Genomic DNA, 25491 nt, shown 5'->3' on the forward strand with positions numbered 1-25491 from the left:
ACTGTAGGGAGCAGCCGCGAACGACGGCAAGGGTCGTGCAAGAAAAAGGTTCCGCCGGCCCGGGACTCCGACCTCAGGAGCAACCGAGGGCGCGACGGCCGGCTTCCGGGGCAGGTACGTCCCGGCCACCAAGCTCGTCCTTCTCTGCATGGGTGAGTTGGGCTGTACAGAGCTGGACCGTCGTGGCGCCGAGCTGCTGCTCCAGGTTGTGACCGAGCGCTTCATCTCTCCCGGCGACGCCCTCGCTCCTGGTCACCGGCTAACCGCGCACCGGCCAGACCACCTCGCCCGCGGCGCAGATCCTCATGGCACACACCAGCACGGTGCAACGGACCGTGGGCGACCTCAGCCCCGCAGGGCACCCTTCGACGACCGCGAGCCCACCTTCACCCCGGCCCTCGCCCACGCAGCCAAGAACAGGGCAGGGCCGTATCGGGACGCCCGGGACCCGCGTCAGCGCGGCGCATCGGGCAAGGCGACGAGCAACTGCTTGTCCGTCACCACGGCCAGCGACAGGGTGCGATAGCCGACCGACTCGAACAGGATGGTGATCTTGCCGTCGCCCTCGCTCATGGCCTCGCCCCGGCCCCACTGGTCGTGGCTGACGCGGACGCCCGGGAGGTAGGTGTGGTTGTCCGCCGTGGGGCGTACGACGGTCTTCGTCGTGCGGACGGCGCCCGCTGAGACGTCCGCACTTGCCCCGGTCCAGGTCCACCGGCGCCGGCGTGCGGCGGCCTTGCGCGGCCGTCCGCCGTCACCGGACCGCTCGCGCCTCAGACCGCTCGCAGACTCGGTCACCGGGCCCGCGCAGTTGTCGCACGCCCCGCACGGAACGGGGACGGAGTCGCCGAAGTATCCCAGGAGGAACCGCCGCCGACAGTCGGTCGTCTCGGCGTACCCGCGCATCATGTCGACCCGGGACCGTTCGAGTTCGAGGTGCGTGGCGTGGACGGCGAGGGCGCTCTGCACAACGGCGTCGACGTCGTCATCCGCGGGGCCGCCGTCGGTGCCGACCGCGCCGATGAAGCGGCTGCCGTCCCGTCCGGTACGGACGGCCCCGGTCCCCTCCAGCAGGTTCAGTACGGCGGACAGCGCCGTCGCGCCGAGTTCGCAGTCGGCCCGCAGCCGGGTCGCGCTCACGGCGGCCGCGTCGCCGCGCAGGCGCTCGGCGACGCGGCGCAGTGCGTCGGCGTCGGGAGCGCCGGCGGCGAAGAAGCGTTGCAGGCCCAGATCCTGCGGGCGGTAGGCGAGGATCGCCCTGGCCGGTGCGCCGTCGCGGCCGGCCCGGCCGATCTCCTGGTAGTAGGCGTCGAGCGAGCCGGGGACGGACGCGTGCAGCACGAACCGTACGTTCGCCTTGTCGATGCCCATCCCGAACGCCGAGGTGGCCACGACCACGTCGAGTTCACCGGAGCTGAACCGGTCCTGGGCTCGGCGGCGTTCGGCGGGGGAGAGGCCCGCGTGGTAGCTCGCGGCGGCCAGTCCGAGGTCGCTCAGCTGCTCGGCGTAGCTGTCCGCTGCCTTGCGTGTCCCCGCGTACAGGATTCCCGGCTTCTCCTCGACGGCCGTCCGCTCCAGGACGAACCGCTCCTTGGCGGCCGCGTCCTGGAAGGCCGTCACGTCCAGGTGGATGTTGGGACGGTCGAAGCCGGCCACTATCTCCACCGGGTCGTGCATACCGAGACGTTCGGCGATGTCCCGGCGTACCGGGGCCGCCGCGTTCGCCGTCAGGGCGAGCACCGGCGGGTTGCCGAGCCGCTCGCGCGCGTGGCACAGCCGCAGGTAGTCCGGCCGGAAGTCGTGCCCCCAGGACGACACGCAGTGCGCCTCGTCCACCACCAGCAGCCGGGGACGGACGGCGGCGAGCCGGTCCGTGACGTCCGGCTTGGCGAGCTGCTCAGGAGCGAGGAAGACCACGTCGACCGAGGAGGCGCTGATGCGGGCCCATGCCGTCTCGTTGTCGCTCCGGCGCTGCGCGGAGTTGACGGCGGCGGTGCGCAGCGCGCCGGATCCGAGCAGACTCTGCATCTGGTCCCGCTGCAGCGCGATCAGCGGCGAGACGACCACGACCGGACCGCCGAGCAGGACCGCGGGCACCTGGTACACGGCGGACTTGCCCGCGCCGGTCGGCATGACGGCGAGTACGTCACGCCCCTTCATCACGGCCCTCATCGCGCTCAGTTGGGCCGGACGCAACTGCTGCCAGCCGAAGACCCGACGGGCGGTGCCGCGCAGACGTCGGGACGTGAGTGCGAACATGCTGCTCCTTGAATGGTGGGCGTCCAGCCGCCGTGTGTCTGGCGGCTACCCCGGTTCGCCGGAATATCGCGTCGCGCGATTCGCTCGCCCGTATCGAGATCTCCACGGCTGACGGGCGTCCCGCCCGGGCACGGCCCCGGAGCCTACGTGTGGTGCCGCCGGTCGTCGTACCACCCGTGCCCCGGCCGGCACGGGTGGAGGTGAGGCCTTTCCCGCGAGCGGGAGCAGGTGCCGCGGGAACGGGCTCAGGGTTCGATGACGAGGTGTTCGATGAGGTCGTCGCGCAAGGTGAACCGGTAGTGGAGATCGATGGTGCCGCCGGGGAAGTTGCCTTCGAGGTGGTGGGTGGCGATGTAGTGCGCCGTGTCGGTCTCCTGAGCGTGCGTCAGTTCGATCGTGTAGGTGTACTCGGTGGCTGCGCGGTCCAGCCACCGCTCGATCGCGGCGCTCCCTCGGTAGGTGTTGCCGTCGTCGATCACAGTGGCGTCGTCGGTGAATTTCGTGACCGCGGTGGTGGTGTCGTGGGCGCGGTGCGCCGCGAGGTAGCGGGTGATGACCTCCGGCAGGTCGTCCGGGGCGATGGTCCGGGGTTGGGTGTCGTGCATGACGCTCCTGTCGGTGACGGTGGGCTGGGACGGTGAGGTGGTGCGTTCAGACGGTGGGCGTGGTGCCGCCGTCGATGACGTGTTCGGCGCCGACGATGGCCGAGGCGCGGTTGGAGACGAGGAAGGCGACGAGTTCGGCCACCTCCTCGGGCCGGTCGGGGCGACCGAGCGGGATGCCTCCCAGGGACTCCATGAGCCGGCCCAGTGCCGCTTCCTGGCTGATCCCGGCTTCGTGGGCGATCCGGGCGACGAGGTGGTCGGCGGCCGGGGTCTGGATGAAGCCGGGCGCGACGGTGTTGACGCGGACGCCGTGCGGGGCGAGTTGGTTGGCCAGGCCCTTGCTGTAGGTGGACAGGGCGGCCTTGGCGGCGGCGTAGGCCAGGGTGCCGTTCCACAGCGGCAGGCGGCGCTGGATGGAGGTGACGTGCACGATCGCACCCTTGCCGGTGGCGATCATGTGCGGCACGAGCGCGAGGTCCAGGCGGACGGCGGCCAGCAGGTTCGTGTTCAACTCCGTCGCCCACTCGTCCTCGCCGAGCGAGGCGAACCCTCCGGCCGGAGCCTCGGAGCCACCGAGGGTGTGGACCAGGATGTCCACGCCTCCCGCGCGGGCGTCCACCTCGGCGGCGACATCGGCTGCGCCCTGGGCGGTGGACAGGTCGGCGGCGATGAACGTCTTCGCCGAGATGTCGTCGGGGCGGCTGCGGGCGGTGACCAGCACGCTCGCCCCGGCTTCGGAGAGCCGTCGGGCGATCGCGGCTCCCGTGCCCTTGGTGCCGCCGGTGACCAGGGCGCGTCGGCCTTCGAGGGATTCGCTGATGGATGGGGTCACGTCGAGTCCGTTCCCGGGCGCGGGCATGCCAGGCGCCACTCCCGTACTTACTGCTAAAATGGAAGCCACTAACTTCGACTTTAGCAGTAACTGAGAGGGTGGCCACCGTGGCAAGTCGGATCAGGCTGGAGGACCGGGAGTGCCCGCTGTCCACGACGGTGGAACACGTCGGCGAGTGGTGGACGCTGCTGATCCTCCATGACGCCTTCGACGGCTACACCCGCTTCGACCAGTTCGAGGAGAACCTGGGCATCTCCTCCAGCATGCTCACCACACGGCTGAAGACCCTGGTCGCGGACGGTCTGCTGGAACGACGGCCCTACCAGACCAATCCGGTGCGCCACGAATACGTACTCACCGAACTCGGGCACTCCCTGCGCCCGGTGATCGTCGCCCTGGCCGCCTGGGGCAACTCCCGCCTCACACCGGCGGAGCGCAGCATGATCCTCGTCGACGCGGAGAGCGGCGAGGAAGTCGAACCCGTCGTCGTCGACGCGAAGTCCGGCCGCCGACTCGACGACAGTGCCGCCTACGTCTTCACCGCGGGCCCCGCGGCCAGCGCCGCGATGCGCAACCGCTACGCGGGGCGTCCGACCGCTCCCGGAGGACGGGGCTGACTCCGCCCGAATCGCCTCGGGCCGCTGCGCGCTGGATCGACGGCACCGTCGAGGCAATTCGAGGACCGGCGGATGTCGAGATCGCGGTGACGGCTCCGTCCCCGGGGCAGATGGCGACGACTTCCCTGGAGGACCGTTATGCGAGCGAGTGAGATCACCGAGATTCTGAACCGGCCGATCAGCCGGGAACTGCTGGCACGTGACGTGCTCCGGCTGGCCTACGTGGCCAAGGACGACACGCCCCGGAACGTCCCGATCGCGTTCACCTGGAACGGCTCGGAGATCGTCATGTGTACGACGAAGAACGCCCCGAAGCTCCCGGCTCTGCGGGAGAACCCGACGGTCGCGCTGACGATCGACACCGAGGTGCATCCGCCCAAGATCCTGCTGATCCGGGGCCGGACGGAGCTGGATGCCGTGGACGGCATCCCGGAGGAGTACCTGCGGATGAACGGCTCCTACGAGATGACGCCCGAGCAGCGGGTCGAGTGGGAGGCCGAGGTCCGCTCGCTCTACGACGGCATGGTCCGCATTGTGGTGACGCCGACATGGGTGAAGCTGATCGACTTCGAGACGACCCTGCCGAGCGCGGTGGAGGAGTTGGTCAAGCGGCGCACCGAGCGCGAGAACGCCTGATCGGCGCAGGCCGCGCCGAGCCCATGGATCAGCGGGCGATCGAGATCGCGAAGGGCGCGAATCCGCTGGACCGGATGACATGCGGTACGAACAGGATCGCGCTCTCGGTGGCCCGGGCCGTCTCGATCCCGCCGAGGTCCGTGATCCACTCCTGCCGCCACCCGAGGTCCACGAGAAGCCCGCGGACGACCTGCTTGGCTTCCAGGTCCGCGCCGGAGAGGAAAGCGGTGGGCGGCTGAGCGAGCGAGGAGGGCTCGGTCATCACCGAGTGGAGCATCGTGTTGAGCGTCTTGACGACGAGGGTCTCGGGCAGCGCCTCCTGAAGCTGCTCCGCGAGACTCGAACCGGGGTAGAGCAGGTCGGTGGGCAGCCCGTCCGGTCCGTCGACGGTGGCGTTGGAGACATCCACGAGGATCTTGCCCCGCAGTTCCGCGCGCAGAGCGGCGAGCCGCTCCAGCGAGCCTGCGCCGGGGGTGGCGTTGATGACGATGCGCGCTGTTCGTACCGCGTCCGCGGTGGCGTCCGGGGAGCGGGTCGCCACGGTCACCTCGTGTCCGGCCCGGGTGAGGGCGCCGGCCAGGCTGCCGCCGACGCGGCCGCCGCCAAGAACGGTGATGTCACTCATGCTGAACCGGTCCTCCTGGTCATTCTGTTTCTCGAAAGCGTCCAGTGCTCAGTGCTCAGTGCTCAGCGGGAGAGCGTGGCGACCGCGTCGGCGTGCACATCGGGTGCGGCGGCCAGGAAACTCTCGCTCTCCGGAGTCCAGGGGCGGCCCTCGGCGTCAGAGACGCGCCCGCCGGCCTCGGTGACGAGCAGGACCCCGGGAAGCAGGTCCGCGCGGGCTCCGGCGAACTGCCAGAAGGCGTCGATCCGGCCGGCGGCCACGTTCAGCAGGTGCAGGGTGGCGGGCACGGAGGTCCGCACCACGAGAGCGTCGACGAGCATCTCGGTGATCGAGGCCCCGACGCGCCGCACGACCTTCTCGTCCTCGTCCGGCCTGGCCTGGCTCGTGGCCACGATGCTCAGGCCGAGTTCCGGGGTCCGGGACACGTGCAGTGGCCGGCCGTCGAGGTGAGCGCCGGCGCCCGCGAGCGCGGTGTACGTCTCGCCGGTCATCGGCAGGTGGACCACGGTGAGCACCGGCTGGTTGTCGCGTACGAGGGTCGCGGTTACCGCCCACTCCGGCAGGCCGTGCAGGTGGTTGACGTTGCCCTCGGCCGGGTCCACCACCCACCATTCGCCGGCCGGGAGAGCGCCGCCGTCCAACTCCTCCTCCACCCAGCGGGCGTCCGGGCGCAGGGCCGTGAGGCGGGGGCGCAGGATGTCGAGGACCGCGTCGTCGTTGGCGGCGAGCGCGTGCATCAGTTCGTCGAAGGTCCGGTAGGGGACCACGTCCCCGAAGCGGTCCCGCAGAGCCGCACCTGCCGTGCGTACGGCGGTCTCGGTCTGTGCGAGCAAGTCGGCGTCGGAGATGACGGCGGGGCCGGCGGCTGTGGCGGCACTGGTGTTCCGCATCGATTCGGGCATGGCGGTACTCCCATCTGAGCAGGGGGATCGAGGTCGACCGGGCGAGAACCTGGTTCGTCCGCGCCCGCAGTTCGAAGGTAGGAGAGGTCATCGTTAACATCAAGTGCATGTAAAGCACGGCTAGGATGACTCCCATGCAACTGGATCTGAATCTGCTCGCCGCGCTCGACGCGCTGCTGGAGGAAGGCAGCGTGGCCGGTGCCGCCGACCGCCTGCATGTCACCGCCCCTGCGATGAGCCGCAGCCTCGGCCGGATCCGGCGTACGACGGGGGATCAGATCCTGGTCCGCACAGGGCGCACGATGACCCCGACGCCGTACGCGATCGCCGTGCGGGAACAGGTGCACGACCTGCTCCAGCAGGTCCGGGGTGTGCTGGCGCCGAGCCGTGAACTCGACCTCGCGACACTCGAACGCACCTTCACGCTCCGCTGGCACGACGCGCTCGTCGCCCTCAGCGGGCCCGCGCTTCTGGCTGCCGTGCGCCAGCAGGCCCCCGGCGTGCGGCTGCGCTTCATCGCGGAATCGAGCATCGACACACCAGAATTGCGTCGCGGCGAGGTCGACCTCGCCGCGAACGCCGACCGCCCGGCCGCACCCGAGATCCACGCCGACCGGGTGGCCGAGACCCAGCAGATCGTCGTCGTACGGCGGGGGCACCCACTCAACCGCGTCAAGACCGTCACCGCCGCGCGGTACGCCGCGGCGGATCACATCAGCGTCTCGCGGCGCGGCAGGCTCGGAAACATCCTCGACGACGCTCTCGCGCGCCTCGATCTCACGCGACGCGTGGTGGTCACCGCGCCCACGGAAAGCGCCGCGTTCGAGTTCGCGCGGGGCTCCGATCTCGTCGTCACCGCCCCCGAGTCCACGGCGCGTTCGGCTGCCGCGGATCTTGGCATGGTCCTGCTCCCGCTCCCGCTCGACCTTCCACCGGCCCCGGTGTACCTGTCGTGGCATCAGCGCTACGACACCGACCCCGCACACATGTGGCTACGAGATCTGGCGCGGACCGCGCTGACCGGTGCGATGAGCGGAGAGGGGCGGACGGCGCGGTGACTCCGCTGCGTCCAGGCACGTGCTGGCCGTCCGCATCCTGAACGTGTCCCCGACTTGTGCGGGTCGAGGTGAGGCTCGGCCCGCACAAGCCGCTTTCGGTGGTCTGGCGGGCTCAGCCGGCGTAGGTCGCGAACAGTTTGGAGAACTGGTACGGGGTCTGCGGGATGTTCGTGCACTGGCTCAGGGCGCCGGTGCAGGCGTTCCCGTCGCGGGTGACGTCCCAGAAACCCAGTTCGCCCAGGTGGTTCTGCTGGGCGAAGGTGAGCACCTGCTGTGCGTCGGCGACGGTGAAGACCTCGCTGGCGGTGTCGTTCTGGCCGAGCATCGGAGTGAGGCCGACCATGGCCCAGGACTGGGCGGTGGTGAGGTTCGGCCACACCGAGGCGATCTGGGCACGGGTCGAGGTCGCGGCCTGGATGGCGTAACTGCCCATCTTTCCGGACGGGTTGGGGGCGGCGCTGTCGCCGTAGTCCATGGCCATCAGGTTGACGGTGTCGACGTTCAGGTTGTGCGACTTGGCGGAGTTGAGGATGTAGAGGCCGTCCGCGGTCAGACCGCTGGGCAGGACCGGGAGCGTGAGGGTGACCTTGAGGTCGCGGCCCTTGGCGCGCTGTGCGGCCTGGACGGCGGCGACGGCCGTCGAGCGCCGGTCGATCGAGGCGTGGTCGACCGTGGCGGCGCCCTCGATGTCGAAGTCCACGCGGTCCAGGGCGTAGGCGTCCACGACCTTCTGATACTGCGCCTGGAGCGCGGTCGTGCCGGTGCAGGCGAGGGCCAGTTCGGTGCCCGACGCGCCACCGAAGGACGGCCGTACGTCACCGCCCATCGCGCGCAGCGAGTCGAAGTCCGCCCGGTCCCAGGCCGCGCCCGGGTCGAAGGAGTTGAACCAGCTCGCGTTGCAGCCGGTCGACCCCGCGGTGATGAAGCCGAGCGAGAACTGCCGCAGTCCGGTGTTCGTGGCGATCTGTGTGAGGTTCGGCGTCGGGTAGGCCCCGAGGTCGATGAAGGGGGCCGCCACGCCGGGCGCGGTGCCGCTGCCAGCGGTCGCGGTGAGCGTCGCGGAGTGCGCCGACTGGTTGTTGGAGTCGTCGAGCGCGGTCACCGAGAAGGTGTGACTGCTGCCGGGGAGCAGGCCGCTCACCGTGAAGGTGGTGCCGGTGCCGGAGGTGGTGGCGATGACGTCGCTGCCCTCGTAGACCCGGTAGCCGACTACGCCGACGTTGTCCGTCGAGGCGTTCCAGCCCAGCGTCACGCTGCCGGGGCCGGTGGCCCGGACGGCGAGGCCGGAGGGGGTCGTGGGCGCGACGGTGTCGGCGGGGACGCCGGCGCAGGGGCCGTTGTTGATCAGACAGGCGCTCGGCGGGACGACCGAGCCGCTGTAGCTGAAGTCCATGCCGACGACGGGTGCGGAGTCACCGGGGGCGAGCGGGGCCTCCCAGGTGGGGGAGGTGATGGTGTACTGCGTCCCGCTGTGGGTGAGCGTGCCGTTCCACGAACTGGTGACGGCCTCGGTGGCGGGCAGGGTGAAGGTGATGGTCCATGAAGTGACCGTGTGGGTGGACTTGTTGGTGACCGTGTAGCCGCCCTCGAAGCCGGTACCCCAGGTGGAGGTGATGCCGAAGGAGGCGATCAGACCGGTGTTGTCGGCCGCGTGGGCGGCCGGGGTGGCGGTCGTGGCCATGCCACCGACCATCAGGGCGGCGGTCAATGCGGCACGCAGCGACGCACGTCTCATGCGGATACTCCTCCGTGGGGCGAGGCCGCGTACGGCGTCGCGCCAGTACGCGGATTGCGGTGCCCTGCACGCCCGTCGCACGGTGGGGAGGCATGGGCGGGGAGGTGCCGTGCGACCTGATCAGGGCGGGGTGAGACAGGGGAAGACCGTCGAACGGCGAGTCGTGAAGTTAATCGGAAACTTTCCTTACATCTGCCTGCGTGACGAAGGGTGGCTGGCCGCGTCGGCCTGCGTCAAGAGATCCGGGAAAGATTCGTCTAGACCAATTCCGGTCCGTAGAGCGCGAGTTGCTATCGGAGGCGGGTCCCGCACGATGTTCTCGGCTTTCGCCACGATGGTGCGGACCGCCGTCTCGCAACTCTCCACGCGTCGATGAGGCCTTGCGCCTGACCGGCTCGCAACATGCCGCCCTCGCCCTCGCCCAGCCCCCGTTGTCTGCCGCGTTCCCCGGAGGCGAGTTCGGCGACGTCGGAGAAGGCGATCCCGGGGCGCGCGTCGGTGCGGGCGATGTCCTGCGAGAGCGAATTGCGCGCCCCCCAGGCGGTGTTGCCGAACTCTCGGAAGACGATCTGGGTGCCGCACTCGTCGTTCGTGACGATCCGGGCCCTTCACATTCGGGTGGATCGGAGCCTCCTCGGTCGCCTCGAACCGGGTCCCCATGCTGATCGCGCACACCCCTAGCGCCAGGGCCGCGACGAAGCCCGCGCGGTGACGAAGCCGCCGGACGCGATGACCGGGATACGCAGCCTGCGGGCGGCGGCCGGGATCAGGACGAGGCCGGGGACATCGTCCTGACCGGGATGCCCGGCACACTCGAATCCGTCGACGTGCAACTCCCGCTCGCCGCCGAGGAAATCGACGAATGGTTGGTGCGGATCCAGTTCGGGAACCAGACGATGCTCGACCCCCGCCTACGGCCCGCGCAGCGGGGGATCTGCTCGGGCTGCTACCGGGTCGTGTCGGACGTGCTGCACGCGTGCCGGCCCGAAGACCTCGCCGACCGGTTCACCGCGACGGTCGACGGCCTGGCGATCCAGATCCTCCCCGGCTCGACCGAGATGCGGCCGTACCGCATGCGCTCGCCCCCGCCGCGGGCCTTCGAACCACACCTCGACCTAACCGACCACCCGGGCGCGCCCGGGTGACGGGCGGGACGCTCTTACGGCCGTCGCTCCGGGAACCCGTGCACACGGGCTTCCCCCTCCTGCGGGTTGTCACCGCAGTCCGCTGTAGGCGGCCATGATGATCTCCATGCCACGGTGGTCCTCCCGCTCCTCCCGGTCGATCATCTGGTTCATCACGTAGGCCACCGTCATCCGTGCGTCAGGATCGCTCGCGACCAGCGAGCCGCCCCATCCGCCCCAACCGAAGGTGTTGCCGAACTTCCCGAAGCCCACGGTCCAGGACATCGGCGTCCGCAACACACGGTCCTCGCCGCGGAACACCTCCTGCCACGCGGGCTCGCAGCCCTGTGGGGACAGCAGCCGCACGCCACCGGCGGAACCCCGGTTCGCCAGGACCGAGTGGACGAGGGCGACGGACCGAGCGTTGCCGAAACCGTTCACTGCGGGGATCTGCGCACGGCGCCAGGCCACGGAGTTGGCATCCCTGACCCGGATCGCGGCACCGGTGTGCTCCCGACGTGTGCCGTCCGGTCCGAGCGGTGCGCCGGCGGCGAACTCGTCGGTCAGCGACGGCGGCGGGATGAGCGGTGCGACGCGGTGGTCGTCGGCGGCGGAGAGCCCGATGTGGAAGTCCGCGCCCAGCGGTCCGGCCACTTCCTCGGCGAAGAAATCGCCGAGGCTACGGCCGGTGATGCGGCGGACGACCTCGCCGATCAGGAACCCGAAGGTGAGCGCGTGGTACCCGGCGGCCGTTCCCGGTTCCCATTCGGGGGCCTGCGCGGCCAGCCCCGCCGTCACGGTCTGCCAGTCGTAGAGGTCCTCGACCGCCGTCCACCCGGACAGGTCCGGCAGCCCCGCGGTATGGGACAGCACATGGCGCACCAGCAGCCGCTCTTTGCCCGCCGCGGCGAACTCGGGCCAGTAGACGGCGACCGGCGCGGCCAGATCGAGCAGGCCCTGGTCGGCCAGGACGAGCGCGCACAAGGCGGTCATGTTTTTGGTCGTCGAGTTCACCCCCGTGAGGGTGTCGCGCTCCCAGGAGACCGTGCGGTCCGCGTCGGCGTACCCGCCCCAGATGTCGACCACCGGCTCGCCGTCGAGGTGGACGGCGACCGAGGCACCCACGTCGTCCTTGCCGAGCGAAGCCGCGAGGGCCTCCTCGACTGCGGCGAACCGCGGCTCGCACCGCCCCTTAATATCAGTCATGTGCGCAAGCCTCAGGCAACGCCGAGGTCACCCGCCCGACAATTCCCGCACGGCTTCTGTCGGGCAGGGTGCGAAGGAATCACCTACATCTGAGGACGGCCCGGCCCGCCGCATCGGGGTGCGCATTCCTGCGGGGGAGAGTCAAGGAAGAGGAACGGACACACGTGCTGGACCGGCTGAATCAGGCGCTGGACCACCTGGAGGCCTGCCTCGACCGGGAGGTCGACGTGGCCGAGGCGGCCCGGATCGCCGCGGTGTCGGAGTACCACTTCCGGCGGCTGTTCTCCGCCCTCGCCGGGATGCCGCTCCCGGTCTACGTGCGGCGCCGGAGGATGACGCTCGCCGCGGCCGAGGTACTGGCCGGGGAAAGCACGCTCCTCGATGTCGCGGTGCGGTACGGCTACGGCTCGGGCGAGGCCTTCGCCCGGGCGTTCCGGTCGGTGCACGGCATCGGTCCGGGCGAGGCGCGGCACACGGGCGCACTGCTCACGGCTCAGCCGCGCATGTCCTTCCGCGTCGTCGTCGAGGGGAGTACGACGATGCGGTACCGGATCGTGGAGAAGGAGGCGTTCCGGATCGTCGGCAGGAAGGTCCGGGTCCCGCTGGTGCGCGAGGGCGTCAACCCGGCCGCCGCGGCGCACGTGGACAACCTGGACGAGCGGGCGATCGTACGGATGAAGGAGCTGGCCGGCCGGGAACCGGAGGGGATCCTGTCGGCAGCGGTGTACCTGACCGACAGCCGGGAGGAAGGCGCCGAGGCGGACTACTGGATCGGCGTGGCCACCGGCCCGGAGACGACCGTCGAGGAATTCGACGCCTTCGACGTGCCGGCCGGGACCTGGGCGGTCTTCGACAACGACGGGCCCTATCCGGGTGCGCTCCAGGAACTGTGGCGAGACGTGTTCACCCAGTGGTTCCCCTCGAACCCGTACACGAGCCGGCCAGGTCCGGAACTCCTGCGGACCCACCCGGTGGAGATCGGCGAGGAGACCCACTCCCAGTTGTGGATCCCGATCGAACGGAACAGCGGGAACACCGCCGCGTGAACACCGCCGCGTGAACACTGATCTGCCGACCGGCGGGGATGCTCCAGTTCGTTCCGCCTTCGGAAGGCAGTTCGACGGCCGACTGTGACGCAGGCCATGATCTTCGTCGTCCGATCCTGGAATGCGTGAGTGCGTGCCGCGGCTGTAGCGCCCGTAGACTTTCCCTGCCCTGAGGGGCGCATCGGGCAACGGCGGTCGGCGCGACAGGCTACGGAAACAGGGCGAACGGGACGCATCACGAGCCTGCCCCCTTCCCCCGCATCCGCACGCAAACCACCGCCCGTGAAAGGTACTTGCGCTCCATGCCACTGGCCCTGCTGGCCCTTGCCCTCGTCGCGTTCGGTATCGGTACGACCGAGTTCGCCACAATGGGACTGCTGCCCCAGATCGCCCACGGCGTGGGCGTGTCCGTGCCGCACGCCGGCAACCTCGTCTCCGCCTACGCGCTCGGTGTCGTCGTCGGGGCACCCGTCCTGACCGGCATCGGCGCGCGCATCGCCCACAAACGGCTCCTGCTCCTGCTGTCCGCACTGTTCGTGGTCGGCAATGTCGCCTCCGCTCTCGCTCCGAACTTCGGCCTGCTGTTCGCCGCACGGTTCCTCGCGGGCCTGCCGCACGGAGCACTGTTCGGCGTGGGCGCTGTCGTGGCCTCCCGGCTGGTCGCCCCCGAACGGGCCGGGCGGGCCGTGTCGAGGATGTTCCTCGGACTGACCGTCGCCAACATCGTCGGCGTTCCGGCCGGCACCGCCCTCGGGCAGCATCTCGGCTGGCGGTACGCCTACTGCGCCGTCGCCGTCATCGGCCTGGTCGCGCTGGCCGCGCTGGCCGCCTTCGTCCCCCACCAGTCCCGCAGCAGCCAGGCCGGCATCCGCCACGAACTGCGGGCGATGGGCAACCGGCAGGTCGCCCTCGGCCTGGCCACCGCCGTCGTCGGATTCGGCGGCTTCTTCGCCGTCTACAGCTACCTGGTGCCGATCCTGACCCACCTGACCGGCCTCTCCGACTCCTCCACCACCTGGGTCCTCGCGCTCTACGGCATCGGAATGACGCTGGGAACCCTGATCGCGGGCCCGCTCACCGACCGGGCCCTGCGCCCGACGCTGTACGGCGGCCTCTTCCTGCTCGGCGCGACGCTCGTGGCGTTCTACTTCACCGTCCACAGCACCGTCCCCGCCCTGGTGACCCTCGCCGTCATGGGCGCGATGGGCGCCCTGGTCACCACCCCCGTGCAGATGCTGCTCATGGCCAAGGCGAAGAACGCCCCGACGATGGCCGCGGCCTCCAACCACTCCGCCTTCAACCTGGCCAACGCCGGCGGCGCCTGGCTCGGTGGCCTGGCCATCTCCGCCGGCTGGGGCTGGGCCTCACCGGCCCTGGTCGGCGCGGCGCTCGCCGCAGCCGGCCTCGGCCTCGCCCTCCTCGCAGGCCTCACGGACCGCGACACCGGCAGCTCCGTACTGATCACTTCCTCACCGGCCCAGACCCCGTCAGAACCTTTGCCGACGACGTCTCAAGCGCGGACCACCAGCGACACGTAAAGGGCCTCGAACACCGTACCGGCGTCCACCGCGTGGTGGGCCAGGGCCGTCTGACGCAACGGCAGCACCTCGTGGACGACCGTCCGCAGGTCTCCCAATGCGTCGTCGTCGAACTGGGACGATCGCACGGCCCGCCGGTCGGCGCCGGGCACGGTGCCGGAGCCGAAGGGCGCTGGGGGCTGTCCGCCGACCACGCCGACAGCCACGTATCGTCCGTTGTCGTTCAACCTGTCCAGAAAGACGGGGACTTGGGAACCGCCCACGACATCGATCACTGCGATGTCGTATATCGCGGCGAAGTCGCGGCCTCGCGCCCCGTCATCGGTGGGCGGGCTCAGTCGCGGAGCCCGCCCACCGCACCAGGGGCAAGGACGCACCACCGACCATCAGTCGCCCCTCGAATGGGCTGTCCAGCACCGTCGACCACCGCCTCGGCCTGTACTCACTTGGATGCGCGGGCTCTTCGAGGCGGTCACCGGCCGGCGGCCCTTCACCGTCCCTCACGGACGAACGTGGATGATCGTCTTTCCCTTGCGTCGCCCGGTCGGATTGAGGGCGGCGACGGCATCGTCGAGGGTCGCGACGTTGTCGATGTTCGTCCGCAGTCGTCCGTCCCGCACCCGCTGCACGATCTCACCCAGTTGGGCACGATCGGCCTCGACGACGAAGTCCACCGCCAGGCCGGCAGCGGGCCGCGCCTCGACCGGGCCGACGATCGACACCAGCGTTCCTCCAGCTTTGATCAGGTCGGCGGACCGCTTCTGAATGTCGCCACCGATGACATCGAAGACCAGATCGACGCCGCCGACGTCTTCCAGCGCGTCGTGATCGAGGTCGACGAACTCATGCGCGCCGAAGTCGAGTGCCTTCTCACGGTCCGCGGCACGTCCGGTGGCGATGACACGGGCGCCGGCCTCCCGTGCGAGCTGGGTCACCATCGTCCCGACTGCCCCGGCCGCGCCATGGGCCAGGACGGTCTGGCCGGCCCGAAGGCGGCCGTGCTGGAACAGCCCCTGCCACGCGGTCAGACCTGAGATCGGCAGGGACGCGCCTACCGTGAAGTCGACGTCGCCGGGAAGCGGTGCGAGGTTGCGTGCTTCGATCGCCACATACTCCGCCAGGGTGCCGTCACGGTGCCAGTCGGCGAGGCCGAACACCCGCTGCCCGACCGACAGTCCCGTCGTGCCGTAGCCGAGGGCGCTGACCACTCCGGCCAGTTCGTGTCCGGGGATCGACGGTGTCCTGTCACGGCCGGCGCGATCGGTCCAGGTTGATGGCCACTCCATCTCGGTCGGGACGAATCCCGACGCGTGAATCCGAACGACGACATCGTTGATCGCCGCCTGCGGCTCGGGCCGCTCCACCAGAGTCATCCCGGCCGTTCCCGCGGCCTGGTCCGTCACCACGATCGCTTTCATGGGAATCACTTCCTCGATCATCTGTCTGTTCGGTGGACATTCCGCAGGGACGGAACGCCCGTCCGGCATCACCTCGGCGAGGCCAGCAGGACGCGGCCGGCGATCTGGACGGTGTCGGCCGGACTGCTATGCGCTCGTCGTCATGTCTCCGACCCTAGGAGCCGAGTAGCCCAGGAGTGTGGTCCATTTCCATGGCCAATCCTTGGGCCACTCTGGAGTTCAGCCCTTCGACCCCTGCACTCACGGGGGAATCGTCGTCGGCGTTGCGCCACTGGAACCCGAAGGTCGCCTCGCCCATTACCTCTTTGGTAGAGCCCGGTGGCAGGTACCGTTCCCGCAGGGGACGGGGAAACACGTTGGCCAGCTGTCGCCGGGCCGCGAAGATGGGCCTGTTTCCCCGGTGGAGGATATTTGTTCGTTTTCGTGTGCACGGGATGCGGCGCCGAGTTGACCACCCCGCTGTCCGAGGTCTCACTGCCGGTCCACGCCCGTCAGAAGTACGGGAACGGCATCCAGCTTCCGGTGCTCATGCAGTCAGGGACGTTTGCCGTGGACCCGGACCCCTGGGGAGGGCCGTGGCGGAAGTGGGACGAGATCGATCCGGGCGAGGCGGAAGCACGCGGCAGCTACGCGCCGGTCCACGCCCTGTCCGACGGCACGCCTGGGGCGAGTGTCATCGCGCCCGGTGATATCCGTGGAACCCGGCTGATTCCTGAGAAGCGCGGCGGTGCCTGCTGCGGCCTCGACGGGGCCGACGGGCCCAACATGGCCTGCGAGGCATGCGACCTCCCCGTGGCGACCAGAGTCGACGACTGCTCGCTCTGGCAGGCAGTGCGGCTCAGCTCGGACGCCGTGCACCGCGTCCCCGTTGACGGTGTCCACGCCGCGTCCCTCTCCTGGGCGGAGCTGGCAGAGAAGGGGGAGATGACGCCCCCGTTCGAGCCGATTGCCACGTGGGGAGGGCAGCTGGGGTCGAGCCACTACTGGTCGTGGAGTCCGCAGTGGGAGGCGGCAGCCGGCCAGGCGCTCGCCCACCTGCTGGTTGCCTCCCAAGGACAGCCGGTGAAGGTCCCGGGCGGTCTGACCGCGGACGTCTTCCAACGCGCGCTCGACGCCCTGCTGCCCCCAGGCCCCCCCGAAGCGGCGCGCCGTCCTGGCTGGACCGGGGCAGCCGTCCCCGGATGAGGGCGCCGACATCCTGCTCGTACCGGTCCATCCCCAGACGGGGCAGACCTGGACCCCCGCCGGTCCGACTGCGCCTGCATACCTGGTACCCCTGCCGCTGGGGGTGTGGCTGTGGCTGGTCTCTCCTCAGCCCGGCTTGCCGGTTCCCGCGTCGGGCCGCATACCCCAAGACGTCCTCCGCGACGACCCGCTCCCGCTGCTCCCCAACCGCCTCTTCCGGGCCGACGGGAGAACGTTCCAGCACACCTTGGTCCGGCTACCAGCCGTGCGCAGCCCGTGGCTGCGCACGATCCTCAAGAACCTCACACAGGGCACCCTGGTCGGCCTCTTCTAGTGCTCTGACCGCGAAGCTCCGCCGGGTCTGAGTCTTCCGTCGGCGCTGCATTCCGGACGGAGGTGGGCGTTGAGTTCGCGTTCCTGGTCGAGGACGTCGGCTTTTCGGGCCCGAAGCAGACGGGCAACGGGCTTCTCTTCCACAGCGTCGGCCTGGACGTGGAGGTCTGGTTCCTGGACGTGCACGAGCCCGTGGTGACAACGCTGGTCGCTCCGGTCGCATCGGACGGCGTGAGGGCCGGGGGCGTACGGCTGGACGAGTTGTATGTCCTGAGCGGATGCGGTCCCGCTCAGGACGTTCCCGGCTCGGCCCCGACCCGGCGAGCCATGCTCAAGCGAGTCCATGACAGCCGCATTGCCACCCAACCCAGTCCGCTCAGCTCAGCACCTCGCTCCCGGACGAAATTGAGTGGCAAAGGACAGTTCAGCGGCCGCGGGACGGTCGCGACTTGCGCGCCGACAGGAACACCAGCGCGCCACCCGCCACCAGCAGGACGGCGAAGCCCGCCCGCAGCAGGACTCCGTCCGTGCCCGTGGCGGCGAGTCCGCCGCCGGTCGTCGTCCCGCTGCTGGATCCCGCCCCGGAGCCGGACGGGCTCGCGGTGGCCGTGGCCGAGGGGGACGCGGACGCGCTGGGCGAGGGGCTGGACGTCGCCGAGCCGGTGGCCTTCACCGTGATCGCCGCGGTGTCGTTCGCCGCGTCGTCGTCGCGGTTGGGGTACTCGGGGTTCTCCACCGCCCGCACGCTGCCGGTCGCGTCGGGGACGACCTTGTCGATCCGCACCGTGAACTCCTGGGTCACGGAGTCGCCCGGCCGGAAGTCCGTGCTGGCGATGTCGCAGGTGTAGCTCTTCGCGCCGGCCTTGCGCGGTGTGCAGTTCCACAGCGGCCCGGGGTCGCCCTGTTCACCGGGGCCGGGGGCGCCGGTGATGGTGGTACCGGCGGGCGGGGTCACCACGAAGGTGCCGGAGTTGTCGGCGTCCATCCACCGGAAGTTCATCCGGCCCGGCCCGTTGTTCCGCACGCCCACGGTGATGCTCACCGACTGGCCGACCTTGCCCTCGACGGTGTCAGCGAGTGCCTGGTAGTCGGCGTGCTGAGTGGTGGCGAAGGTGCCGTACCCGGAGCCGGTGAATCCGGAGCCGGAGGCGACGGACTTCAGGCCGAGCGGCGTGCCGGTGCCGGTGTCGGGGAAGTCGGACGGGTCGAAGGAGTCGGGCGCGGTGCCGCCGACCGGCCACACGACGTAGGTGTTGTAGCCGTACATCGTGTCCTTGGAGGCGGTGTAGCGCAGCGGCGCGTCCGTCTCGTAGGCCGCGCCGGGCGCGACCGGGGTGTCGAACCGGCACCAGGCGCCGGCGTCGGGCCGGTCCGAGTAGTGGCAGTTGGAGTGGTCACGGGCGAGAGAGACGCCTTCCGCGTCCTGCACCAGCAGCATGACGCCCTTGTCGGCGGGGGCTGTGCCGGTGTCGGCGAAGGCCGGGGTGCGCTCGAAGACGGCGCCGGGCGCGATGCCCTTCAGCGCCGGGTAGGGCCGGGCGACGAGCTTCGGCCCGCCGACCAGGACGTCCGTCTTCCCCGTCACGGTGGCCGCGTCGGAGGCGGTGGCGGTGTAGGTGATGGCACCGGTGTCGCCCGCCTTGGCGGCCGCGGTGGGCTTCAGGAAGAACGGGTCGATCGACTCCTTGCCCGACAGCGGGCCCACGTCGCACCTCACCTTCAGGGTGCCGGTGCTCACGCAGTCCCCCGTGACCTCCATCGTCGCCTTCCCGGCGAGGGACGACGCGTCGACCGCGACCGAGACGTCATGGGCGTCCCCGCCCGAGGCGGTGATGCCGAGGCCCAGGTTCGGGCCCTCGCCCTCGGTGGGGAGGTAGTAGTTCTCCTGGGTGTCCAGGACGAGCGTCGTTCCGGCGGCGTGGGCGGCCGGGGTCGCGACTGCCATAACGGCGGTCGCGAAAGTGGCGGCCGCTACTGTCCGCCATGTTCTACGTATCGTCAGCACACTACGTGGACACGCCAGAACACCGGAAGGTTGCGCCCGAGTGGCCGTCAGCTGACGGCCAGGAGTTCACCGGGATCTGCACAGACCAGGTGGGGATGCCCACGGGGCAGAGGTCGCGTTTGCGCAAGTCACCGAATTCCGTCGGTAGCCCCATGGCGACCCGTAGGGACTATCGGCTGAGGAAGCAGACGCCGTCGGCGGCCACGCCAGTGCCGCCGAGGATCTGGAAGGGCCCTATCACTCTGAGGAGCAACGGACCCACCGGAGGACTGCCGTGGATACGGGGTGACCTGTTCCTCTGCGTACTCATCGCCTCCGCGTAGAGGCGGGACGCCGCCCTTTTGCAGTCGGTGGCAATGACAGTCCCTGCGCTTAGCAGGCCGACCCCCACCAAGACGAAGAAGACGGCACTGGGAGGAGCGCTTGCTGGAGCCGAGCCGGCAAGATCCGCGATGGACAGCACGCCGATCATCGTGAGGCAGAGAGACCGACCGGCTCAACGCTGTGAGAGAGGCTGGGACCGTGGGCAACGCGGTCTTTACGTACAGCTTTAGGCCAGCAGCTTGGGAAACTGCGAGCATGTGGGACTGGTTCGGTCGCTGACCTGGGCGAACCGTCAGGGTCCGGTCTCGGCGGGCTCCCGAGTGGATCGGTGAGTACTTCGCCGAAGCTCCGCGGATGCTCGCGGCGGGGCGGATCCCGCCCGGTCTGACACGGACCCTCCCGCTGGCCGAGGCGTCGAAGGCACACCACCTGCAGGAGACCGGCACGGGTCGAGGGAAGATCCTTCTCTCCCGCGCCTGACCACACGTGGACCGTTTGGCGAGAGCAGAAACCGACGGATCACGGTTCGGCACGACCAGGAGCCGTAGACGACGGTGGGGTTGCTGTCCCCGGGCTTCATGGCGTCGCCGGGCACGGAGAAGTCGAATCCGCTCCACGCGGCAGGGCGGGTCGGCGGATCCGGTGCCTGACACGGTCGGCGCGACCCGGCCTGTATTCTTGATCCACTTTGCCTGGCATGTCGTCGAGGCTCGGTTGATCACCGACGGGCGGGAGGAGACGGGGTGGCCGGCAGCGCCAGCAGGTACGTCAGCACCGGCAGCCGGTGACGCAGCACGAGGGAGAAGGCGCCCAGCAGGGCGCAGACCATGGCGATGCGGTCGCCGGGTTCGACGTGGACCCAGACGTCCAACAGGGCGGCGGCGAGCAGAGCGGCGCCGAGCCGGGGAGCGGGCGGGCGGCGGGTACTCATCGGCCCTCCGGCGCGGCGGCGATTCCCTGAGCAGGCCGGCGCGGTCGGAGAGCAGCGCCGCATGGACCCGGCTGCCCACCTCCAACTTGACCAAGACGGCGCTCACATGGTCCTTGACCGTCGCGGAGCTGAGGTGCATCCGCTCGGCGATCCCGGTGTTGGACAGCCCCTCGGCGACGAGCACGAGCGCGGCCCGCTCGCGCTCGGTCAGCCGGCCGATGCCGAGGGCGGCCGGGCCGCGCGGGTCGGCGTCCAGATAGCCGCCGACGACGGTGCGGGTGACCTTGGCCGAGTACGACCCCGCCGTCGGCCAAGGAATGTATCAGGTACGGCAGTTGCTCCCGATCGGTGTCCTTCAGCAGAAAGCCGGACGCACCGGACCGCAGGGCCGCCGCCACGTGCTGGTCCATGTCGAAGGTCGTGAGCATGGCGACTATCGGCGACTATCGGCGACTATCGGCGACTCCGGCATTCGGCGCAGCTCGGCCAGCACGGTGAGCCCGTCCACGTCCGGCATCCGGATGTCGAGCAGCACGACGTCCGGACGCGTCTCCCGCACGGTACGGACCGCCCCGCCGCCGGACACGGCCGCCACCACCTCGATGTCGTCCGCGGCATCGAGGATGTGCCGGAACCCCGTCCGGACCATGGCCTCGTCGTCGACCATCATGTGCGCACCGCTCCCCGCCCGATCACTGCCGGATCGCTACGATGCCGGTCGCCACCCGCTGGTTCCGCGAGTGCTTCCGCGCGCCGCCCGTCGGCGGGGGTGCCCCGCCCGTCGGCGGGGTCAACTCCGGTCACCTGCCGGATGGTTGGGAAGCCCACCGCGCCCGATCCTGAAACGCATGACACAACCAGCGCCGCCGGTCTTACCCCATCCGCCCCCCAACCGCCCTCGCACACCCTGGACCCCCCGCCTCTCTCGCGCACACAGCCGACGGGCCGGCTCGTGGCCATCGACCTGGCCCGCGGACTCGCGGTCCTCGGCATGTACGCTCCGCACGTCGGCCCCGATCCCGCCATCGGCGGGCCACTGGGCCTCGTCCTGGAGCTGGCACGCGGCCGCTCCTCCGCGCTGTTCGCCGGGTTCTCGCTGGTGCTCATCACCGGTCGCCCGGAACCCCGCACCGGACGCGCGCGGCGGCAGGCCGTGGGCCGGAGCGTCATCCGCGCGCTCGTCCTGATGGCACTGGGCTACGCCCTGACCGCGCTGGACACCGACGTCGACGTGATCCTGTCCGCTACGGCCTTCTCTTCCTCCTCGTCCTGCCACTGCACCGGCTGAGCGCACGGACGCTGGCGGCCGTCGCCGCCCCGAGCGCCCTCGTCCTGCCCCAAGTGCTCTAGACGCTACGGCAGTTCATCGAAGGCGGCGACTGGGCCGACGCCGTCGTCGCCGCCGATCCGCTCGCCAGGGTCACCGGCACGGACGGCTTCATGGAGCTGCTGTTCACCGGTGCGTACCTGGTGCTCACCTGGATGCCGTTCATGGTCGCGGGCATGGCACTGTCCCGCGCCGACCTCACTCGCCCCAGGCTCCACGCCCGTCTGCTCCTCGCCGGCGGCGCCCTGACCGTGCTCGGCTACGGCGGTTCCTGGCTGGCCCTGCACCTCGTCCCGCACGCGCTCACCGCGATCGGCGCGGCGACGAACGGCGGTTCCGCATCCTCGGCCTGGTGGTCCGGCACCGTCGGAGACCTCGGTGACAACACCCCGGCCGCCTGGCTGCTGGTGGCCACACCGCGCAGCCAGACGACGTTCTCCATCCTCGGCAACACAGACGTCGCGCTCACCGTCGTAGCCCTCTGCCTCTGGACGACACACCGGCTGCCCCGGCTCACCCGCCGGCCGCACCCGTGACCTCGGTCGGCACGACCGCGGTAACCGCCTACGTTCTCCGCATCCTGGCCATTTGTGCCGTCGGCATGGAGGAGTCGACGGCCCCGCACGTCTGTCCCTGTTCGTCTTCATCACCACCTCGATGCTCCTGGCGACCCTCTGTATCCGACGGTTCCGTCGCGGCCCGCTGGAACACGTGCTCCACGGCACGACCCGCGTCGCCGACCGCATCAGGTGATCCCGCCGGCCGGACGCGGTGGCCACCGTCGCGGAGCTGATCGGGATGCTGCGCACCCAGGTCGCCGCCGATCCCGGCCACCCGCGCGCGGTCGAGCTGGTGGGTGAACTCGCCGTCCGCAGACACGAGTTCGCGGCGGTGCGGGCCCTCCACGACGTGACCGAACCGACCCGCGGCCAGATGCGCCTCGACCATCCGCAGGTCGGCGAACTGAACCTGGACTGGGACGCCTACCCCATACCGGGCAACCCCGGCCCCGCGCTCATGGTCTGCACCGACGCCGAGGGCAGCCTCGACGCCGAGCGACTACAACTACCCGCCGGCCTGCTGCGCGCCGGCGGAAAGGCGTGCACTCTCGACGCTTGTGGGCGCCGGGCGTGGACGGACCGAATCGTGCTGGTCTGCGCGGCGGTCACGGCCAGTACGGCGGGCGATAAGGGGAGCACGTCGCGGTAGTGCTCCCCGACGGTGTGGCGCCGCCGGGAACCCACGCGTACGGACACACGGCGCCACCAGCCGCCGAGCCTGCAGACTCCTCCGTACCGCTGAACTTCGAAGAACCGGATCAACTAGGGCCGCCGGCCTCATGATGGTCGCGAGCGGTGAACTGCCGCTCGTCACGGCCGAGTACGGCTTGGACGGGACGCGCGTCGCGCTGCCGTGTCCAAGTGGCCGGGCGCGGGACGCTGGACTGACGCGCCTTCGCATGGGCAGAAGATCGCGGCCGTAGGTTCATTTCCGGCTTGCTCACCGGGATTCCCGGGGCAGGATGAGAGATTGGCAAATTCCTTGGGTGGCTCGGCATACCGGAGGGAGTAGTGGGGATCACGGATTCCGAGCCGAATTCCCGGTGACGAAATGGGCCGTCACCGAGGGAGGAACAACACAGTGAGCGTTTTCAGCGTTGCCGCTCCAGGGTGAGGACGGCGGCGGCGATTGACGTCATTCGATTCGGGCTGCACCGGGATCTGCGGAAGATGCGCCATGACTTCAGGCGTGCGATGGCGCGCTCGACCGGTGCCCGGGCTGCGGACAGTGCACGGTTGACGGTCTGTTGAGTGGGCGTGAGGCCGCGGCCCGGTGGGCGTCTGAGGGCTGTCGTCACCCATGGGCCGGCTCCCATGTAGGCACGGTCGGCGAGGACCGGGATGCCCTGGCGCTCACAGATCCTGATGATCTGGTGGGTGCGGGCCGCGGTGAGGTCGTGCGCGCGGCCGGGCAGGGCGGGCGAGATCCACAGCAGCCGCCCGGCCGGTTCGGTCACCACCTGCACGTTCACTCCGTGGCGTCGGTGTTTGTGGGAGAAGTCGGCCCGGCTGTCTCCGACCCGGTCGCACTCCGCCAGGGTGCCGTCGAGCAGGACGTAGTCGGGGTCGGCCTCGCGCAGGGCGCGCAGCAGGCCGGGCGCGCGGCCTGCGAGCAGGTCGATGACGGCTGTCGTGTAGGCGTGGGCGGTGCCGACGGAAATGCCGAACCCGGCAGCGAGTTGGGCGAGGGCGTCGTGCCGGCGCAGGTACACCAGGCCGACCAGGGCACGCTGGTGCGGCGGGAGCTTGCAGCGGCGATCACCCTCGCGGGTGACGATGAGCATCGTGACCCACTCGACCAGGGCATGCGGCAGATCGAGTGCGACAGAATACGGAACCAACGCGGCTCCTGTGCCTGTGGGTTGAGACTTCGAACACCTCCTCCAACGGCACGGGAGCCTCGTGCGTTGCGCACCCCGCCGACGTCACCCGATCAGTGGCCACTCTGAAACAGCTCAGTGACGGCTCAGCCGAGGGTGCCCCGCCTCGGGCCGAGCCGGAAGCCCACTCCCCGCACGGTGAGAATCCAGTCGCTGTCCCCGAGTTTGCTGCGCAGCGAACTGACGTGGGTGTCTATCGTGCGGCTGGCCCGTGGGCTCAGGGCATGGTTCGAGGCGTCGTCCCAGATCTCGGTCATCAGCCGACGCCGGGTGACAACGGTGTCCGCGTGGCACGCGAGGTAGTACAGCAGGTCGAACTCCTTGCGCGTGAGCTGAACGGGCATGCCACGCAGACGGACCTCCCGCGAAGCCCCGTTGATGCACATGTCCCCGACGCTGACCATTCCGGCCGGCGTGCGTCCCGCCTGCTCCCGTGGCCGCCAGGCGCGGCGCATCACGGCATCGATCCGTGCCACTAACTCGCGGAACTCGTAGGACTTGTCGAGGCAGTCGTCCGAGCCCGCCTGCAGTCCCAGAACGCGGTCCAGGTCGGCACCGCGGTCCGCGAAGGAAATGATCGGCGTGTCGCTGGTGTGGCGGATGCGACGGCACACCTCCAGGCCGTCGATGTCGGGGAGTTCGAGGTCGAGCAGGATGAGCTCCGCGCTGTCGCTGGCCTCCAGGGCCTCTGCTCCGGTCGTGACCGTCACGACGTCGAATCCATGCCGTTCGAGTCGGGGCGCGAGTTGTTGAGACATAGCTTCTTGACCTGCCACGATGAGCAGCTCCATAACGCCTTCCATCTTTGGTTACCCGATTTGACGATCACGGCGTCCGGTGGGGCGCGTGTAGCCGACGTGTATTCGGGGGAGACGACGTGAGTGATAGCTCGTGTCGTTCGTCGATGAGTGTGCGTGAGGGGAAATAATGGAACCCGCCGATATGCGCCTCGGCTTCTATTAGCAGTCGAGTAGGTTTCGAGGCAATTACGCTCTGGTGACGTTCGCGACGCCATAAAGGTGCGAACAGTTCCCCGGCTTCAACGCGGTCGGGAACTCAAGTGATGAAGTAGCGTGTGGTGGGGCCGACGACGGATTGGTCGCCCAGAATGCGGCCCTGCAACCCACTGCTCTGTACAGTTCATGACTGCCCCCGTTGACTACTGGATTTCACCGGTAGTAGAAAGTTGTCTTCCCTCGAACGGTGCGCCGCTGCAATGAAGCCTTGCACACGCCGTGTGATCCTCTCCCCCCGGAGTCCGATACGGCCGGTATCAGACAGTGCCAATGCATACTACATTCGGATGTTGCCATACCAAAGGTCTGCTTGCTCCTTGGCTGGATTT

At 69.8% G+C, this 25491-nt stretch carries 22 protein-coding genes and 4 pseudogenes; 12 read left to right on the top strand and 14 right to left on the bottom strand.

Features of this window, described 5'->3' with window-relative positions:
• Nucleotides 1-82: 82 nt before the first annotated feature.
• Nucleotides 83-220: pseudogene (locus ACGFY9_RS35935) on the top strand (AAA family ATPase); the annotation flags it as partial.
• Between the two features lie 233 nt (nucleotides 221-453).
• Here ACGFY9_RS35935 and ACGFY9_RS35940 read toward each other — a convergent pair.
• From ACGFY9_RS35940 to ACGFY9_RS35950, 3 genes are all read right to left on the bottom strand, one after another.
• A complete protein-coding gene (locus ACGFY9_RS35940) occupies nucleotides 454-2259 on the bottom strand; it encodes a RecQ family ATP-dependent DNA helicase (protein WP_393761265.1) in 1806 nt (601 codons plus the stop codon).
• A gap of 245 nt (nucleotides 2260-2504) precedes the next feature.
• Nucleotides 2505-2864: a nuclear transport factor 2 family protein gene (locus tag ACGFY9_RS35945; protein WP_393761267.1), complete on the bottom strand. Its 360-nt coding sequence runs from the start codon at nucleotides 2862-2864 to the stop codon at nucleotides 2505-2507.
• A 46-nt stretch (nucleotides 2865-2910) separates the two neighbouring features.
• Complete coding sequence (locus tag ACGFY9_RS35950) at nucleotides 2911-3723, bottom strand: SDR family oxidoreductase (RefSeq protein ID WP_393761269.1); 813 nt, start codon at nucleotides 3721-3723, stop codon at nucleotides 2911-2913.
• 80 nt (nucleotides 3724-3803) lie between these two features.
• On the opposite strand from ACGFY9_RS35950, the gene ACGFY9_RS35955 reads away from it, so the two are divergent.
• Together ACGFY9_RS35955 and ACGFY9_RS35960 are read left to right on the top strand one after the other, a co-directional pair.
• A complete protein-coding gene (locus ACGFY9_RS35955; RefSeq protein WP_393761271.1) occupies nucleotides 3804-4313 on the top strand; it encodes a winged helix-turn-helix transcriptional regulator in 510 nt (169 codons plus the stop codon).
• Nucleotides 4314-4451: 138 nt separating this feature from the next.
• On the top strand, nucleotides 4452-4949 hold the full coding sequence (locus ACGFY9_RS35960) for a pyridoxamine 5'-phosphate oxidase family protein (protein ID WP_393761273.1): 498 nt from the start codon (nucleotides 4452-4454) through the stop codon (nucleotides 4947-4949).
• Nucleotides 4950-4977: 28 nt separating this feature from the next.
• Here the strand turns inward: ACGFY9_RS35960 and ACGFY9_RS35965 are convergent, their stop codons facing one another.
• Together ACGFY9_RS35965 and ACGFY9_RS35970 are read right to left on the bottom strand one after the other, a co-directional pair.
• A complete protein-coding gene (locus tag ACGFY9_RS35965) occupies nucleotides 4978-5574 on the bottom strand; it encodes an NADPH-dependent F420 reductase (RefSeq protein WP_393761275.1) in 597 nt (198 codons plus the stop codon).
• A 62-nt stretch (nucleotides 5575-5636) separates the two neighbouring features.
• On the bottom strand, nucleotides 5637-6476 hold the full coding sequence (locus ACGFY9_RS35970; RefSeq protein ID WP_393761277.1) for an inositol monophosphatase family protein: 840 nt from the start codon (nucleotides 6474-6476) through the stop codon (nucleotides 5637-5639).
• A gap of 134 nt (nucleotides 6477-6610) precedes the next feature.
• Between ACGFY9_RS35970 and ACGFY9_RS35975 the strand changes: the two genes are divergently transcribed.
• Nucleotides 6611-7534 (top strand): LysR family transcriptional regulator, encoded by a 924-nt coding sequence (locus ACGFY9_RS35975; RefSeq protein ID WP_393761279.1) that lies wholly within the window; start codon nucleotides 6611-6613, stop codon nucleotides 7532-7534.
• 112 nt (nucleotides 7535-7646) lie between these two features.
• Here ACGFY9_RS35975 and ACGFY9_RS35980 read toward each other — a convergent pair whose 3' ends face one another.
• Nucleotides 7647-9269: a cellulose binding domain-containing protein gene (locus tag ACGFY9_RS35980; protein ID WP_393761281.1), complete on the bottom strand. Its 1623-nt coding sequence runs from the start codon at nucleotides 9267-9269 to the stop codon at nucleotides 7647-7649.
• Nucleotides 9270-10069: 800 nt separating this feature from the next.
• Between ACGFY9_RS35980 and ACGFY9_RS35985 the strand changes: the two genes are divergently transcribed.
• On the top strand, nucleotides 10070-10414 hold the full coding sequence (locus ACGFY9_RS35985; RefSeq protein WP_393761283.1) for a TetR family transcriptional regulator C-terminal domain-containing protein: 345 nt from the start codon (nucleotides 10070-10072) through the stop codon (nucleotides 10412-10414).
• A gap of 69 nt (nucleotides 10415-10483) precedes the next feature.
• Here the strand turns inward: ACGFY9_RS35985 and ACGFY9_RS35990 are convergent, their stop codons facing one another.
• Complete coding sequence (locus ACGFY9_RS35990) at nucleotides 10484-11599, bottom strand: serine hydrolase domain-containing protein (RefSeq protein WP_393761285.1); 1116 nt, start codon at nucleotides 11597-11599, stop codon at nucleotides 10484-10486.
• Between the two features lie 164 nt (nucleotides 11600-11763).
• Between ACGFY9_RS35990 and ACGFY9_RS35995 the strand changes: the two genes are divergently transcribed.
• Nucleotides 11764-12645, top strand: a complete 882-nt coding sequence (locus ACGFY9_RS35995; protein ID WP_393761287.1) for a GyrI-like domain-containing protein — start codon at nucleotides 11764-11766, stop codon at nucleotides 12643-12645.
• Between the two features lie 302 nt (nucleotides 12646-12947).
• Nucleotides 12948-14183, top strand: a complete 1236-nt coding sequence (locus ACGFY9_RS36000) for an MFS transporter (protein ID WP_393761289.1) — start codon at nucleotides 12948-12950, stop codon at nucleotides 14181-14183.
• Here the strand turns inward: ACGFY9_RS36000 and ACGFY9_RS36005 are convergent.
• Together ACGFY9_RS36005 and ACGFY9_RS36010 are read right to left on the bottom strand one after the other, a co-directional pair.
• A pseudogene (locus ACGFY9_RS36005) lies at nucleotides 14156-14500 on the bottom strand (hypothetical protein); the annotation flags it as partial. The gene ACGFY9_RS36000 and the pseudogene ACGFY9_RS36005 sit on opposite strands and share 28 nt — an antisense overlap.
• 183 nt (nucleotides 14501-14683) lie before the next feature.
• The gene (locus tag ACGFY9_RS36010) at nucleotides 14684-15601 is read right to left on the bottom strand and encodes an NADP-dependent oxidoreductase (RefSeq protein WP_393761467.1); all 918 of its coding nucleotides are present in this window, start codon (nucleotides 15599-15601) and stop codon (nucleotides 14684-14686) included.
• Nucleotides 15602-16012: 411 nt separating this feature from the next.
• Here ACGFY9_RS36010 and ACGFY9_RS36015 point away from each other — a divergent pair.
• Nucleotides 16013-17120, top strand: a pseudogene (locus tag ACGFY9_RS36015) (hypothetical protein).
• Between the two features lie 423 nt (nucleotides 17121-17543).
• Here the strand turns inward: ACGFY9_RS36015 and ACGFY9_RS36020 are convergent.
• Nucleotides 17544-19064 (bottom strand): hypothetical protein, encoded by a 1521-nt coding sequence (locus ACGFY9_RS36020; protein WP_393761291.1) that lies wholly within the window; start codon nucleotides 19062-19064, stop codon nucleotides 17544-17546.
• A gap of 708 nt (nucleotides 19065-19772) precedes the next feature.
• Here ACGFY9_RS36020 and ACGFY9_RS36025 point away from each other — a divergent pair.
• Nucleotides 19773-19928, top strand: coding sequence for a zinc-binding dehydrogenase (locus ACGFY9_RS36025; protein ID WP_393761469.1), 156 nt, complete (start codon nucleotides 19773-19775; stop codon nucleotides 19926-19928).
• A gap of 238 nt (nucleotides 19929-20166) precedes the next feature.
• On the opposite strand, the gene ACGFY9_RS36030 is transcribed toward ACGFY9_RS36025, so the two are convergent.
• Nucleotides 20167-20379, bottom strand: coding sequence for a hypothetical protein (locus tag ACGFY9_RS36030; RefSeq protein ID WP_393761471.1), 213 nt, complete (start codon nucleotides 20377-20379; stop codon nucleotides 20167-20169).
• Nucleotides 20380-20398: 19 nt separating this feature from the next.
• Nucleotides 20399-21049, bottom strand: a pseudogene (locus ACGFY9_RS36035) (response regulator); the annotation flags it as partial.
• A gap of 282 nt (nucleotides 21050-21331) precedes the next feature.
• Between ACGFY9_RS36035 and ACGFY9_RS36040 the strand changes: the two are divergent.
• The 3 genes from ACGFY9_RS36040 to ACGFY9_RS36050 all read left to right on the top strand — a co-directional run bounded on the left by ACGFY9_RS36040 (nucleotide 21332) and on the right by ACGFY9_RS36050 (nucleotide 22915).
• Nucleotides 21332-21667, top strand: a complete 336-nt coding sequence (locus tag ACGFY9_RS36040; RefSeq protein ID WP_393761292.1) for a hypothetical protein — start codon at nucleotides 21332-21334, stop codon at nucleotides 21665-21667.
• A 152-nt stretch (nucleotides 21668-21819) separates the two neighbouring features.
• A complete protein-coding gene (locus ACGFY9_RS36045; RefSeq protein ID WP_393761294.1) occupies nucleotides 21820-22242 on the top strand; it encodes a hypothetical protein in 423 nt (140 codons plus the stop codon).
• A 235-nt stretch (nucleotides 22243-22477) separates the two neighbouring features.
• Nucleotides 22478-22915 (top strand): hypothetical protein, encoded by a 438-nt coding sequence (locus ACGFY9_RS36050; protein WP_393761296.1) that lies wholly within the window; start codon nucleotides 22478-22480, stop codon nucleotides 22913-22915.
• 442 nt (nucleotides 22916-23357) lie between these two features.
• Here the strand turns inward: ACGFY9_RS36050 and ACGFY9_RS36055 are convergent, their stop codons facing one another.
• A complete protein-coding gene (locus tag ACGFY9_RS36055) occupies nucleotides 23358-24107 on the bottom strand; it encodes a transposase family protein (protein ID WP_393761298.1) in 750 nt (249 codons plus the stop codon).
• Nucleotides 24108-24232: 125 nt separating this feature from the next.
• Nucleotides 24233-24949: a response regulator transcription factor gene (locus ACGFY9_RS36060; RefSeq protein WP_393761300.1), complete on the bottom strand. Its 717-nt coding sequence runs from the start codon at nucleotides 24947-24949 to the stop codon at nucleotides 24233-24235.
• Nucleotides 24950-25491: the final 542 nt, after the last annotated feature.

The sequence above is a fragment of the Streptomyces sp. NPDC048504 genome, assembly GCF_043200035.1.
Taxonomy (GTDB): Bacteria; Actinomycetota; Actinomycetes; order Streptomycetales; family Streptomycetaceae; genus Streptomyces.

Coding starts and splice junctions, on each gene's coding strand:
- ACGFY9_RS36045 (WP_393761294.1), top strand. CDS start 21,820: ATGGAGCTGCTGTTCACCGGTGCGTACCTGGTGCTCACCTGGATGCCG.
- ACGFY9_RS35965 (WP_393761275.1), bottom strand. CDS start 5,574: ATGAGTGACATCACCGTTCTTGGCGGCGGCCGCGTCGGCGGCAGCCTG.
- ACGFY9_RS36060 (WP_393761300.1), bottom strand. CDS start 24,949: ATGGAAGGCGTTATGGAGCTGCTCATCGTGGCAGGTCAAGAAGCTATG.
- ACGFY9_RS35940 (WP_393761265.1), bottom strand. CDS start 2,259: ATGTTCGCACTCACGTCCCGACGTCTGCGCGGCACCGCCCGTCGGGTC.
- ACGFY9_RS36010 (WP_393761467.1), bottom strand. CDS start 15,601: ATGAAAGCGATCGTGGTGACGGACCAGGCCGCGGGAACGGCCGGGATG.
- ACGFY9_RS35980 (WP_393761281.1), bottom strand. CDS start 9,269: ATGAGACGTGCGTCGCTGCGTGCCGCATTGACCGCCGCCCTGATGGTC.
- ACGFY9_RS35950 (WP_393761269.1), bottom strand. CDS start 3,723: ATGCCCGCGCCCGGGAACGGACTCGACGTGACCCCATCCATCAGCGAA.
- ACGFY9_RS36000 (WP_393761289.1), top strand. CDS start 12,948: ATGCCACTGGCCCTGCTGGCCCTTGCCCTCGTCGCGTTCGGTATCGGT.
- ACGFY9_RS35975 (WP_393761279.1), top strand. CDS start 6,611: ATGCAACTGGATCTGAATCTGCTCGCCGCGCTCGACGCGCTGCTGGAG.
- ACGFY9_RS36030 (WP_393761471.1), bottom strand. CDS start 20,379: ATGAGTACCCGCCGCCCGCCCGCTCCCCGGCTCGGCGCCGCTCTGCTC.
- ACGFY9_RS35960 (WP_393761273.1), top strand. CDS start 4,452: ATGCGAGCGAGTGAGATCACCGAGATTCTGAACCGGCCGATCAGCCGG.
- ACGFY9_RS35945 (WP_393761267.1), bottom strand. CDS start 2,864: ATGCACGACACCCAACCCCGGACCATCGCCCCGGACGACCTGCCGGAG.
- ACGFY9_RS35970 (WP_393761277.1), bottom strand. CDS start 6,476: ATGCCCGAATCGATGCGGAACACCAGTGCCGCCACAGCCGCCGGCCCC.
- ACGFY9_RS35985 (WP_393761283.1), top strand. CDS start 10,070: ATGCCCGGCACACTCGAATCCGTCGACGTGCAACTCCCGCTCGCCGCC.
- ACGFY9_RS36020 (WP_393761291.1), bottom strand. CDS start 19,064: ATGGCAGTCGCGACCCCGGCCGCCCACGCCGCCGGAACGACGCTCGTC.
- ACGFY9_RS35990 (WP_393761285.1), bottom strand. CDS start 11,599: ATGACTGATATTAAGGGGCGGTGCGAGCCGCGGTTCGCCGCAGTCGAG.